Annotated in this window: 10 protein-coding genes; 7 read left to right on the forward strand and 3 right to left on the reverse strand. The window is 70.7% G+C overall.

Annotation, left to right across the window (positions count from 1 at the left end; translation table 11 throughout):
* Nucleotides 1-21 precede the first annotated feature (21 nt).
* The 4 genes from AB0R04_RS17495 (at nucleotide 22) to AB0R04_RS17510 (ending at nucleotide 5,056) form a co-directional block, all read left to right on the forward strand.
* A complete protein-coding gene (locus tag AB0R04_RS17495; protein ID WP_363372004.1) occupies nucleotides 22-1,797 on the forward strand; it encodes an ABC transporter substrate-binding protein in 1,776 nt (591 codons plus the stop codon).
* Nucleotides 1,798-1,897: 100 nt separating this feature from the next.
* Entirely contained in the window at nucleotides 1,898-2,908 is a 1,011-nt protein-coding gene (locus tag AB0R04_RS17500; RefSeq protein WP_363372006.1) for an ABC transporter permease, read from the forward strand.
* Complete coding sequence (locus tag AB0R04_RS17505) at nucleotides 2,905-3,975, forward strand: ABC transporter ATP-binding protein (RefSeq protein WP_363372009.1); 1,071 nt, start codon at nucleotides 2,905-2,907, stop codon at nucleotides 3,973-3,975. The genes AB0R04_RS17500 and AB0R04_RS17505 overlap by 4 nt, the downstream gene beginning before the upstream one ends.
* Nucleotides 3,976-4,009: 34 nt before the next feature.
* Entirely contained in the window at nucleotides 4,010-5,056 is a 1,047-nt protein-coding gene (locus AB0R04_RS17510) for a dipeptide ABC transporter ATP-binding protein (protein ID WP_063347740.1), read from the forward strand.
* A 145-nt stretch (nucleotides 5,057-5,201) separates the two neighbouring features.
* On the opposite strand, the gene AB0R04_RS17515 is transcribed toward AB0R04_RS17510, so the two are convergent.
* Complete coding sequence (locus tag AB0R04_RS17515; protein ID WP_159398432.1) at nucleotides 5,202-6,473, reverse strand: MFS transporter; 1,272 nt, start codon at nucleotides 6,471-6,473, stop codon at nucleotides 5,202-5,204.
* The gene (locus AB0R04_RS17520; RefSeq protein ID WP_363372011.1) at nucleotides 6,470-7,675 is read right to left on the reverse strand and encodes a cytochrome P450; all 1,206 of its coding nucleotides are present in this window, start codon (nucleotides 7,673-7,675) and stop codon (nucleotides 6,470-6,472) included. The genes AB0R04_RS17515 and AB0R04_RS17520 overlap by 4 nt, the downstream gene beginning before the upstream one ends.
* Nucleotides 7,676-8,276: 601 nt before the next feature.
* Here AB0R04_RS17520 and AB0R04_RS17525 point away from each other — a divergent pair.
* A complete protein-coding gene (locus AB0R04_RS17525) occupies nucleotides 8,277-8,936 on the forward strand; it encodes a trimeric intracellular cation channel family protein (protein WP_063347738.1) in 660 nt (219 codons plus the stop codon).
* On the opposite strand, the gene AB0R04_RS17530 is transcribed toward AB0R04_RS17525, so the two are convergent.
* Nucleotides 8,842-9,630, reverse strand: coding sequence for an IclR family transcriptional regulator (locus AB0R04_RS17530; protein ID WP_363372012.1), 789 nt, complete (start codon nucleotides 9,628-9,630; stop codon nucleotides 8,842-8,844). The genes AB0R04_RS17525 and AB0R04_RS17530 overlap by 95 nt on opposite strands.
* Before the next feature lie 258 nt (nucleotides 9,631-9,888).
* On the opposite strand from AB0R04_RS17530, the gene AB0R04_RS17535 reads away from it, so the two are divergent.
* Both AB0R04_RS17535 and mnmA read left to right on the forward strand, forming a co-directional pair.
* Nucleotides 9,889-11,070, forward strand: a complete 1,182-nt coding sequence (locus AB0R04_RS17535) for a cysteine desulfurase family protein (RefSeq protein ID WP_063347736.1) — start codon at nucleotides 9,889-9,891, stop codon at nucleotides 11,068-11,070.
* A gap of 51 nt (nucleotides 11,071-11,121) precedes the next feature.
* Nucleotides 11,122-12,258, forward strand: a complete 1,137-nt coding sequence (mnmA, locus tag AB0R04_RS17540) for a tRNA 2-thiouridine(34) synthase MnmA (RefSeq protein WP_363372015.1) — start codon at nucleotides 11,122-11,124, stop codon at nucleotides 12,256-12,258.
* Nucleotides 12,259-12,295: the final 37 nt, after the last annotated feature.

Genomic DNA, 12,295 nt, shown 5'->3' on the forward strand with positions numbered 1-12,295 from the left:
CTCAAGGGGTTGATCTCACCCATGCGCAGGTCCCGTACCGTCGCCCTGACCGCGGCGGCAGCCGCCGCGGTCCTGATCGTGACCGGCTGCACCTCCGGCAGCAAGGGCTCCGGCTCGTCCTCCTCCGCCAGCGGCAGCAGCGCCGGTGGCGGCGGTGCCGACGCCGCCACCAAGGGCATCGTCAACGCCTCGGACAAGAAGGGCGGGACGGTCACCTACGAGATGAAGGGCGCCCCGGACTCCTTCGACCCGGGCAACACGTACTACGCCTACATCTACAACTTCTCGCGCCTGTACGGGCGTCCGCTGACCACCTTCGCCCCGGGCGCAGGCTCGAACGGCAACAAGCTGGTCCCGGACCTCGCCGAGAGCCTGGGCAAGGCCAGCGCGGACGGCCTGACCTGGACGTACAAGCTGCGCGCGGGCCTGAAGTTCGACGACGGCACCCCGATCAGCTCCAAGGACGTCAAGTACGCCGTCGAGCGCTCCAACTTCGCGTCGGACGTGAACTCCAACGGCCCCACCTACTTCCACGACCTGCTGGTCGACAACGAGACCCCGTACCAGGGCCCGTACAAGGACAAGACCGGTGGCCTGAACTCGATCGAGACGCCGGACGACCTGACCATCGTCTTCCACCTGAAGCAGCCGTTCGCGGACTTCGACTACCTGGTCGGCTCCCCGCAGACCGTCCCGGTCCCGCAGGCCAAGGACGACGGCGCCGGCTACGTGAAGCACGTGGTCGCCTCGGGTGCCTACAAGTTCGAGTCCTACGAGGACGGCAAGCAGCTCATCCTGGTGCCGAACACCAACTGGGACCCGAGCACCGACCCGATCCGCAAGCAGCTCGCGGACAAGATCGTGGTCCGGATGGGCATGGAGCAGTCCACCATCGACAAGGACCTGATCGCCGGCAACGCCCAGGTGGACCTGGTCGGCAGCGGCGTCGACCCGCAGACCCAGGCGCAGATCCTGCAGAACCAGAAGCTCAAGGCGAACACCGACAACGCCTACGGCGGCCGCCTGGCGTACGTCGCGATCAACAGCAAGGTCGCGCCGTTCGACAAGCTGGAGTGCCGCAAGGCCGTCCAGTACGCGATCGACAAGGTCTCCGTGCAGACCACGCTCGGCGGCCCGATCCGCGGCCAGGTCGCCAACACCGTGCTCCCGCCGGACGTCCCGGGCCACCAGGACTTCAACACCTGGGCGACCAACGGCAACAAGGGTGACGAGGCCAAGGCCAAGGACGCCCTCAAGGCCTGCGGCAAGCCGGACGGCTTCAGCACCGTGATCACCGCCCGCACCGAGCGCGACCCGGAGGTCCAGGCGGCGACCGCGATCCAGGCCGCGCTGAAGAAGATCAACATCAACGTCGAGATCCAGAAGTACGCGCAGGGCAAGTACTTCTCGGACGCCGCCGGTGTCCCGCAGTTCACCCAGGACCACAACATCGGTCTGATGATGATGCAGTGGAGCGCCGACTGGCCGACCGGCTACGGCTTCCTGCAGCAGATCTCCGACGGCCGCGCCATCAAGGCCTCCGGCAACAGCAACCTGGCCCAGCTGAACGACCCCGAGGTCAACAAGCTGCTCGACGACGCCATCGCCAACACCGACCAGTCGGCGCGCGAGAAGATCTACGGTCAGATCGACAAGAAGATCATGGACCAGGCGGTCTACGTCCCGCTGACCTACTTCAAGGTCTTCCTGTACCGCCCGGACAACGCTACCAACCTGGTGTCCACCTCGGGCTTCTCGGGTGAGTACGACTACCTGAACATCGGCACCACCAAGTAAAGAGCCTGGCTCCACATCCCTGAAGGCAGGTGAAGGCAGCGGCCGCCCGCCGCCGTCCGGAAGATCCCGGACGGCGGCGGGCCGCCGGAGCCGCCCAACTGTGTTTGCCTACATCATCCGCAGGATCTTCGCGGCCGTCGTGCTGCTGCTGGTGGTCAGTGCGGTCACCTTCGCGATCTTCTTCCTGCTCCCGCGCATCGCCGGCGAGACCACCGACCAACTGGCCACGCAGTACGTCGGGAAGAACCCCTCCCCCGAGGCGATCGCCGCGGTCAAGAAGAACCTCGGGTTCGACCAGCCGCTGTACACCCAGTACTGGAACTTCCTCAAGGGCCTGGTCAGCGGCGCCGAGTACAAGTTCGGCCCGGACCCGGTCACCTGCCACGTACCGTGCTTCGGCTACTCCTTCAAGAACCACCTGGAGGTCTGGCCCGAGCTGATCAAGCGCGTCCCGATCACCCTCTCGCTCGCCGTCGGCGCGGCCGTGCTCTGGCTGGTCTCCGGCGTCGCCACCGGCGTCGTCTCCGCGCTCAAGCCGCGCTCGGTCTTCGACCGGATCGCCATGGGCATCTCCCTCGCCGGCGTCTCGCTGCCGGTCTTCTTCACCGGCGCGCTGCTGCTCACGCTGTTCAGCTACGAGTGGCCGATCCTGGACAACCTCCAGTACGTCGACTTCGCCGACGACCCGCTGATGTGGGCCCGCAACCTGATCCTCCCGTGGATCTCGCTGGCCTTCCTCTACTCCGCGCTCTACGCCCGGCTCACCCGCGCCGGAATGCTGGAGACCATGAGCGAGGACTACATCCGCACCGCCCGGGCCAAGGGCCTGGTCGAGCGCAAGGTCGTCGCCCGGCACGGACTGCGCGCCGCGCTGACACCCGTCATCACCATCTTCGGCATGGACCTCGGCCTGCTCCTCGGCGGCGCCCTCATCACCGAGCAGGTCTTCTCGCTCCAGGGCGTCGGCGCCTTCGCCGTCCAGGCGATCGCCGACAACGACCTGCCCAAGATCCTCGGCGTCACCCTGCTCGCCGCCTTCTTCATCGTCGCCTGCAACCTCGTGGTCGACCTCCTGTACGCACTCGTCGACCCCCGGGTGAGGCTCTCGTGACCGAGCTCCAGAAGACCGAGGCGGTCGCCGCCCAGACCCCGTCCGGCGACCCCTTCCTCTCCGTCCGCGACCTGCGGATCCACTTCGACACCGACGACGGCCTGGTCCGCTCGGTGGACGGGGTCAGCTTCGACCTGCACAAGGGCCGCACCCTCGGCATCGTCGGCGAGTCCGGCTCCGGCAAGTCCGTCACCTCGCTCGGCATCATGGGCCTGCACCGCACCAAGCGGGCCCGGATCACCGGCGAGATCCGGCTGGACGGCGAGGACCTGATCGCGGCCGGCCCCGAACGGGTGCGCCAACTGCGCGGCCGCGAGATGGCGATGATCTTCCAGGACCCGCTGACCGCGATGCACCCCTACTACACCGTCGGCGCGCAGATCGTCGAGGCGTACCGGGTGCACCACCCCCAGGCGTCCAAGAAGCAGGCCCGGGCCCGCGCGGTCGAGATGCTCGACCGGGTCGGCATCCCGCAGCCCGACCGCCGGGTGGACGACTACCCGCACCAGTTCTCCGGCGGCATGCGCCAGCGCGCCATGATCGCCATGGCGCTGGTCAACGACCCCTCGCTGCTGATCGCCGACGAGCCCACCACCGCCCTGGACGTCACCGTCCAGGCGCAGATCCTGGACCTCATCCGCGACCTCCAGGACGAGTTCGGCTCGGCCGTCATCATCATCACCCACGACCTCGGGGTGGTCGCCGAACTGGCCGACGACATCCTGGTCATGTACGGCGGCAAGTGCATCGAGCGCGGCCCCGCCGAGACCCTCTTCGACGCGCCCGAACACCCCTACACCTGGGGCCTGCTGGGCTCCATGCCGCGCCTGGACCGCGAACTCCAGGACCGCCTCGTCCCGGTCAAGGGCACCCCGCCCAGCCTGATCAACGTGCCGTCCGGCTGCGCCTTCCACCCGCGCTGCCCGTACGCCGACCGGACCGGCGGGCGCTCCACGAGCGAGCTCCCGGTGCTGGCCGAAGCCTCGCCCGGCCACTACGCGGCCTGCCACCTCCCGGCCGCCGAACGGCACCGCATCTTCGCCGAAGAGATCGCGCCCCGGCTGTGAGCCCGGCCTCGTACCACCTTTCTGGAGAGAACCGATGACGGACACTCAGGCAGCCACGGCCCCCGCGCCCGCGCCGGCCCCCGACCGCGAGCCGCTGCTCCGGGTGACCGGCCTGACCCGGCACTTCCCGATCCGCGGCGGACTGCTGCGCCGCCAGACCGGCGCGGTGCGGGCCGTCGACGGCATCGACTTCACCGTCAACGCCGGTGAGACGCTCGGGGTCGTCGGCGAGTCCGGCTGCGGCAAGTCGACGATGGGCCGACTGGTCACCCGGCTCGACGAACCGACCGGCGGGAAGGTCGAGTTCGAGGGCACCGACATCACCCACCTGGGCGTCGGCGCGATGCGGCCGCTGCGCCGCGACATCCAGATGATCTTCCAGGACCCGTACTCCTCGCTGAACCCGCGGCACACCGTCGGCACCATCGTCGGCGCGCCGTTCCGGTTGCAGAAGGTGGAGCCCGAGGGCGGCACCAAGAAGGCCGTCCAGGAACTGCTGGAACTGTGCGGGCTCAGCCCCGAGCACTACAACCGCTACCCGCACGAGTTCTCCGGCGGCCAGCGCCAGCGCATCGGCATCGCCCGGGCGCTCGCCCTCCGGCCGAAGATGATCATCGCGGACGAGCCGGTCTCCGCCCTGGACGTCTCCATCCAGGCCCAGGTGGTCAACCTGCTGGACGACCTCCAGCGCGAACTCGGCCTGACCTACCTGATCATCGCGCACGACCTCTCGGTGGTCCGGCACGTCTCGGACCGGGTCGCGGTGATGTACCTCGGCAAGATCGTCGAGATCGCCGACCGCGACTCCCTCTACGCGAGCCCGCTGCACCCGTACACCAACGCGCTGATGTCCGCGGTGCCGGTGCCCGACCCGCGCCGGCGCCAGCGGGCCGGCCGCGAGCGGATCCTGCTCAAGGGCGACGTCCCCTCGCCGATCAACCCGCCCAGCGGCTGCCGCTTCCGCACCCGCTGCTGGAAGGCCCAGGACGTCTGCGCCAGCCAGGAGCCGCCGCTGGCCGCGCTGAAGACCGGGCACGAGGTGGCGTGCCACTTCCCCGAGTTGGGCGAGGGGAACGGCTAGGGCGCGTTTCAGGACGCGCTGGTACTGGCCGGCGCCGCGTTCCTCACAGCGAAGCGATGCGCCGCACCGAACGGCCTCTCGGCCGTTCGGTGCGGCGCATCGTGGTGTCAGGGCTTACAACCCGGTTGGGGCGGCCCCGTGCTGATCATGCGTCAGAGGCAGGGCCCTTGCCGGCGGGCAGCCGGGTCGCCGCGGGCATCGCGAGCCCGGCCGCGAGGAAGACGGCCGCCAGTGCCACCCACCCGTACTGACCGGCCCCGACGACCGCGACCAGGGCGACGGGCGCGGCCACGTTGGCGGCTCCGCGGCCGATGGCCAGGACGCCCTGGTACTGGCCGGTGGCGTGCTCGGGCGCGAGCTGGAAGCTGAGCCCCCATTCGCCGGAGACCTGGTACATCTCGCCCCACGTGTGGGCGATCATCCCCAGGCCGAGGACGGCGGTCGCGACCAGGGTGTTCCCCCAGCCGGCGGCGCCGTACAGCAGGCAGGCGCAGCCGAGGAAGAACCCGCCGAGGCGCGAGATCCGCCCCCACAGCCCCGGGGTGGTGTCGTTGCCCTTGGAGCTCACCTGGACCTGGAAGACCACCACCAGGATCGTGTTCAGGACGATCAGGGCGCTGAACAGCCAGGCGGGCGCCTTGGTGTGGGTGACCAGCCACAGCGGAATGGCGATCTCCATGAGGGCGCCGTTCAGCGACAGTACGGCGTTCAGCCCGGTGAACCGCAGGTACCGGAGGTCCTTGAGCGCTGCCCCCAGCGGTTGCTTCTCGCTGTGCGCGGGAGGCGGGTGCCGCACGGGCATCCGGTTCAGCACGAGGGCCGACCCCGCGTAGGCCAGCGCCGCGACGACCACCATCGCCTCGTACGCGGCCCGGGTGTCCAGGTACAGGGCCAGGCCGGCGGCTCCCGCACCGAGTGAGATCCCGATGTTGCTCACGACCTGCTGGTGCGCGCGTGCGGTCACCCGCTCCTCGGCCGAGGCGATCAGGGACACCAGGGCGGGCAGGACCGTGCGGCAGCCCCGCTGCACGACGCCCACCGCGCATGCCGTGGCGGCGAACGGCCAGAAGGAGCCGACGACCAGGTAGCACAGCACCGCCGGCCCCGCGGCGACGGTGAGGACGAGCAGGACCCGCCGCGGCCCGATGCGGTCGGAGAGGTGTCCGATCGGCAGGGCCGCCAGCAGGCCGGCCAGGCTGGCAACCGTGAGCCCGATGCCCACGTCCACCATCCGCAGACCCACCACCCGGGTGAAGAACAGCACGCTGACGGTGGCGAACAGCCCGTCCCCGAGGGTGGTCAGGAACGTGGACAGCGTCAGTCCGCGCACCGGCCCGGCCGGCGGGACCGCCCTGGCGAGGGCCAGCCGGGCAGCGCTCGTCCGGGTCGGGCGAGCCGTCGTATCCGTTTTCGTCACGTGGCGGCAGCCGCCTGGAAGGTGACCGGCAGCGTCGCCAGGTAGCGCATGGTCGCGGTGCGCTGGCGCAGCGGCTCCCCGGCCATCCGCAGGCGTGTGGGGCGCCGCAGAATGGCCTTGATCAGCGCCTGCAGCGTCACCTGGGTGAACAGGTTCCCGACGCAGGTGTGCGGGCCCCGGCCGAATGCCATGTGCTGATTCGGTGTCCGGTCCAGAATGATTTCGTCGGGGCTGGTGAATTTTTCGGGATCGCGGTTTGCCGCGCCGAAAAGCACCACGACGACGTCTCCGCGCTTGAGCTGGACGGATCCGATGGTGACGGGCTCGGTGACGATGCGGCTGGTCCCCTGAACCGAGGCGTCATAGCGCATGAGTTCGTCGAAACCACTCGACAGCAGTGCCGGGTCGCGCATCGCCTCGAATTTGTCGGGGTTCTCCAGCAGGGCCAGCATGGCATTTCCGGCACCGGCGACGATCGAGCTGTAGCCGGACTGGAAGACGACCCGCACCGTGTTCCGGACAAAGGCGTCGGCGACATCCACCTCGGCGCGGTTGCCGGCGACATGGGCCAGCAGTCCGGGGCGCGGATTGGCCGTGAACCAGGACTCGACCATTTCGCTCAGTCGGCCGCGCGCCTCGATGCCGAGTTTCCTGAGTTCCGCACCGGTCTCGATTCCGTCGCCGGCGGTCTCGGGCGCCAATCCGGCGTCCATGCTCCGCACGATGGCATCCGATATCGCGGCGAAGGTCCTGACGTCCGGCTGCTCGATGCCCATGAGCTCCGAGATGGTCGCCAGGGCGAGCGGCTCGACGACCTCCGACATGAGGTCGAACTCCGCCCTGCCCTCCAGTCCGTCGAGCAGCGACCCGACGAGAGCCTCGCCCTGCTCGCCGACGGCCTCCAGGTCCTGGGCGCGCAGGGCGTTCATGAAGAGGCTGCGGAGCGGGCCGTGGTCCGGCGGGTCGAGGGTCTGCAGGCTCAGCCACGGTTCGGAGACCGACTCGCCGGCCCGCCGCCAGTCCGTCGCGAACACCGCGGGGTCCTGCAGCACCATCTGGCAGTCGCGGTACCGGGTCAGCACCCAGCTCTGCATCTTCTCGTGCCAGTGCACAGGCTCCGACGCGCGCAGCTCCGCGTAGACCGCATAGGGATCGGCGAGAGTCGAGCTGTCGAGGGGGTCATAGCGGACCGGGAGTTTCATGGACAATTCCTAGGATTCTTGAACGGCCTATGAGGCCCATGTTCTCGCTGGGCCAAGAGCGTGCGCCGGACCCGGACGCATCCGGGTCCGGCGCCAATTCTCGCCGACGATACCGGGCACTGCCGCGGTTCGGGCAATATAATTAGTCGTTGTAACGCATGAAAATTCACCTACCCGAGCTGAATCGCCCGGCCATTGGCGCGGACTGTCGACGTTCGGACATCGGGGATGCCGGTGCAATCGGCATCAGGGATTTCAGTCGTTGTAGCGCACGGGAGTCTCCTCTCCGGTTGTTCATGTTCGAAGCCCTGGTGCTTCTCTCGATGGAAATGAAACTACCACCGCCATTCGGGTCCGTCCATGAGTTAATTCCGGGATCAATTTCCCAAACCAGCCAACCCGGGCAAAGCGTGCATCGAATTCGGGAAGGAAATACGAATTGTATTCCCCATACCGTACGACCTGCATTATTTCGCGAATATGTCGAAATTTGGTGTTCACGTCAACTCTGCGCAGAGTGTCCGGACCGGTGGTGGTTGTCGCCCGGGCCCGCGGCCCTACGCGGAGGGGGGGAGGGTTCCGTACGGGTCATAGTTGTGCGGTGACCTCGCAGATCTTCCCGTCCGACGTGCAGCAGTCGCTGGACCTCGTCGGCATCTTCGTCTTCGCCCTCTCCGGAGGGCTGCTCGCCGTCCGCAAGAACATGGACATCTTCGGCATCGCGGTGCTGGCCGAGGTCACCGCGCTCGGCGGCGGTGTGATCCGGGACCTGGTGATCGGGGCGACGCCCGTCGCGGCGTTCAGCAACCTCGGGTACTTCATCACCCCGCTGGTCGCCGCGCTGGTGGTGTTCTTCCTGCACCCCGAGGTCGAGCGGATCAACCGGGCGGTGCAGACCCTGGACGCCCTCGGCCTCGGCCTGTTCTGCGTCACCGGCACCGCCAAGGCGCACGACTACGGGCTCGGCGCGGTGTCGGCCGTCGCACTCGGCATGGTCACCGCGGCCGGCGGCGGGGTGATCCGCGACGTGCTGGCCGGCGAGATCCCCTCGCTGCTGCGCTGGGACCGGGAGATCTACGCCGTCCCGGCCCTGGTCGGCGCCGCCCTGGTGGCGGTGCTGATCGGCGTCGACCGGCTGACCGGCGCCACCGGCACCGCCGCCGCGCTCACCGCCTTCGGGCTGCGGATGCTCGCGCTGAAGTACGGCTGGCGCGCCCCGCGGGCCTGGCGCCGCAACGGTTCTCGCACCAGCGAGGAGTAGGCGAGCCGCCGTACGCGAGCGAGATCGCCTCCGCCGTGCAGAGCAGTTCCGGCACCATCCGGGCGAGTTCGGCCGGCGGCACCTGGCTCGCCGGGGCGCTCAGCGCGCACGCCGCGACCGTCCGGCCGCCGCTGCCCGCCACCGGCGCGGCCACGCACGTCACCGGCTCCCGGTGCTCGGCCGACTCCACCGCCCAGCCCCGCAGCCGCACCGCCGCCAGTTCGGCCGGCAACTCCTCGTCGGGGGTGCCGTCCTCGGGCAGCCCGGCCAGCAGCACCCGGCCGATCGCCGTCCCGCCCGCCGGCGCCCGCCGACCGATCCGGGACGCCCGGGCGGCGCCCGGCCCGGCCCAGCTGCCCGCCACCTCGTCCAGGTACAGCACCTCGCCGTCCTGGAGCACGGCCAGCTGGACGGTGTAGCCGCAGCGCGCGTTGAGCGCCGCCAGGTACGGCGCGGCGACCTGCCGGACGTCGATCTCCTCCAGCGCCCGGTGGGCCAGGGAGAGCACCCGGCCGCCGAGGCGGTAGCGCAGATCGGGCTGGCGCTGCGCGAAGCCGTGCTCCTCCAGGGTGCGCAGCAGCCGCAGCGCGGTGGACTTGTGCACCCCGATGCTGGTCGCGGCCTGCTCCAGGGTGACCGGCCCGTCGCCGAGCGACCCGAGCAGGGTCAGGGCGCGGTCGACCGACTGCGACATGGCGCACCGCTCCTGTCCACGCCGATGGGAAGTGAGAGTGGGACGTGATCCCGGGCCGTGCCCGCGGGCCGGGCCGGGGCCCGTCCGCGGGAAGCGTCCGTCAGGCTAACCGCTCGGCCGCGCGACGGGTCAAACGGGTGCCGGACACCGGTGTCCGGTGGGCGCGTGGTCCGGGTAACGTCCGGGAGTCGTCCGGTGGCCGGATCGGTGCGCACACCGGGACGGGGCCCGGGGAGCGCCCTCTACAATCGGATGGTTATGCCATACCTGGACCATGCGGCGACCACGCCGATGCTGCCCGAGGCGATCGCCGCGATGTCGGCGCACCTGGGGGTGGTCGGCAACGCCTCGTCCCTGCACGCGGCCGGCCGCCGGGCCCGCCGGGTGGTCGAGGAGGCCCGCGAGTCGCTGGCCGACTCGCTGGGCGCCCGCCCGAGCGAGATCGTGCTCACCGGCGGGGGCACCGAGTCCGACAACCTCGCCGTCAAGGGCCTGTACTGGGCCCGCCGGGGCGCCGACCCGGCCCGCACCCGGGTGCTGTGTAGCCCGGTCGAGCACCACGCGGTGCTGGACGCGGTGCACTGGCTCTCCGAGCACGAGGGCGCCGACGTCGAGTACCTGCCGGTCGACCCGCTCGGCCGGGTGCACCCGCAGGCGCTGCGCGAGGCGATCGAGCGGGACCCGCACTCGGTCGCGCTGGTCACCGTGATGTGGGCCAACAACGAGGTCGGCACCGTCCAGCCGGTGCGCGAACTCGCCGCCGTCGCGGCCGAGTACGGCATCCCGATGCACGCCGACGCGGTGCAGGCGCTCGGGCAGGTCCCGGTCTCCTTCGCCGGGTCGGGGCTCACCGCGCTCACCGTCACCGGGCACAAGATCGGCGGCCCGTTCGGCATCGGCGCGCTGCTGCTCTCGCGCGGCGCCGCGCCCGTCCCGCTGCTGCACGGCGGCGGCCAGGAGCGTGACGTCCGCTCCGGCACCCTGGACGCGCCCGCCGCCGCCGGCTTCGCCACCGCCGCGGCCCTCGCGGTCGAGCGCCAGCCGGAGCACGCGGTCGTGCTCGGCGCGCTGCGCGACGAACTGATCGCCGCCGTGCTGGCCGCCGTCCCCGCCGCGGTGCTCAACGGCGACCCGGCCGCCGAGGGGCGGCTGCCCGCCAACGCGCACTTCTCCTTCCCCGGCTGCGAGGGCGACGCGCTGCTGATGCTGCTCGACGCCCAGGGCATCGAGTGCTCCACCGGCTCGGCCTGCTCGGCCGGGGTGCCGCAGCCCAGCCACGTGCTGCTCGCGATGGGCGTCGACCCGGCGCTGGCCCGGGCCTCGCTGCGGTTCTCGCTCGGGCACACCTCGGTGCGCGAGGACGTGACGGCGCTGGTCGCGGCCATCGCCCCGGCCGTCCAGCGGGCCCGCAACGCGGGTCTGGCGGCGGTGCGGCGGTAGTTCCTCCGGGCGGTCGGGCATGTACGGCGGCCCCGTACTCTTGTAGTCACCATGACTGACTTCCCGGGTGCCCCGACCGCTCCGTCCACCGGCCGTCTGCGCGTGCTCGCGGCGATGTCCGGCGGCGTCGACTCCGCCGTCGCCGCCGCCCGCGCCGCCGAGGCGGGGCACGAGGTGACGGGCGTCCACCTGGCGCTGTCCGCCAACCCGCAGTCCTTCCGCACCGGGGCCCGCGGCTGCTGCACCATCGAGGACTCCCGGGACGCGTGGCGCGCGGCCGACGTGATCGGCATCCCGTTCTACGTCTGGGACCTCGCCGAGCGCTTCCGCGAGGACGTCATCGACGACTTCGTCGCCGAGTACGCGGCCGGCCGCACCCCCAATCCCTGCCTGCGCTGCAACGAGAAGATCAAGTTCGCCGCGCTGCTCGACAAGGCGATCGCGCTCGGCTTCGACGCGGTCTGCACCGGCCACTACGCCCGGATCGTCGACCTGCCGTCCGGGGAGCGCCAGTTGCACCGCGCCGTCGACGCCGCCAAGGACCAGTCCTACGTGCTCGGTGTGCTGGACGCGGACCAGCTCGCCCACTCCCTCTTCCCGCTCGGCGACACCACCAAGGACGTCATCCGCGAGGAGGCCGAGCGCCGCGGCCTGGCCGTCGCCAAGAAGCCGGACAGCCACGACATCTGCTTCATCGCCGACGGCGACACCCAGGGCTTCCTGGCCAAGCACCTCGGCACCGCCACCGGCGACATCCTCGACGCCGACGGCACCAAGCTCGGCGAGCACGACGGCGCGTACGGCTTCACCATCGGCCAGCGCAAGGGCCTGCGGATCGGCCGGCCCGCCGCGGACGGCAAGCCCCGCTACGTGCTGGACATCTCCCCGGTGAACAACACCGTCACCGTCGGCCCGCTGGAGGGCCTGGACGTCACCGGGCTCACCGCGATCCGGCCGCGCTGGTGCGGCACCGAGCCGCTCGCCGACGGCCGGTACACCGCCCAACTGCGCGCCCACGGCGAGGAGGTGCCGGTGAGCGCGTCGGTCGTGGACGGCGAGCTGCGGGTGCAGTTGGACACCCCCGTCCGCGGCATCGCCCCCGGCCAGGCCGTCGTCCTCTACGACGGCACCCGCGTCGTCGGCTCCGCCACCATCGCCAGCACCGAGCGCCCGGCCGTCCGCGCCTGAAACCGGGGTGAGCGAGGCCCGGCCCGCGTGATAGACC

This window comes from Kitasatospora sp. NPDC056731 (assembly GCF_040687675.1).
Lineage (GTDB): Bacteria > Actinomycetota > Actinomycetes > Streptomycetales > Streptomycetaceae > Kitasatospora.

What these genes read in the sequence shown, in the direction of transcription:
- AB0R04_RS17495 (WP_363372004.1), top strand. Translation starts at nt 22, where the DNA reads ATGCGCAGGTCCCGTACCGTCGCCCTGACCGCGGCGGCAGCCGCCGCG.
- AB0R04_RS17510 (WP_063347740.1), top strand. Translation starts at nt 4,010, where the DNA reads ATGACGGACACTCAGGCAGCCACGGCCCCCGCGCCCGCGCCGGCCCCC.
- AB0R04_RS17520 (WP_363372011.1), bottom strand. Translation starts at nt 7,675, where the DNA reads ATGAAACTCCCGGTCCGCTATGACCCCCTCGACAGCTCGACTCTCGCC.
- AB0R04_RS17530 (WP_363372012.1), bottom strand. Translation starts at nt 9,630, where the DNA reads ATGTCGCAGTCGGTCGACCGCGCCCTGACCCTGCTCGGGTCGCTCGGC.
- AB0R04_RS17535 (WP_063347736.1), top strand. Translation starts at nt 9,889, where the DNA reads ATGCCATACCTGGACCATGCGGCGACCACGCCGATGCTGCCCGAGGCG.
- mnmA (WP_363372015.1), top strand. Translation starts at nt 11,122, where the DNA reads ATGACTGACTTCCCGGGTGCCCCGACCGCTCCGTCCACCGGCCGTCTG.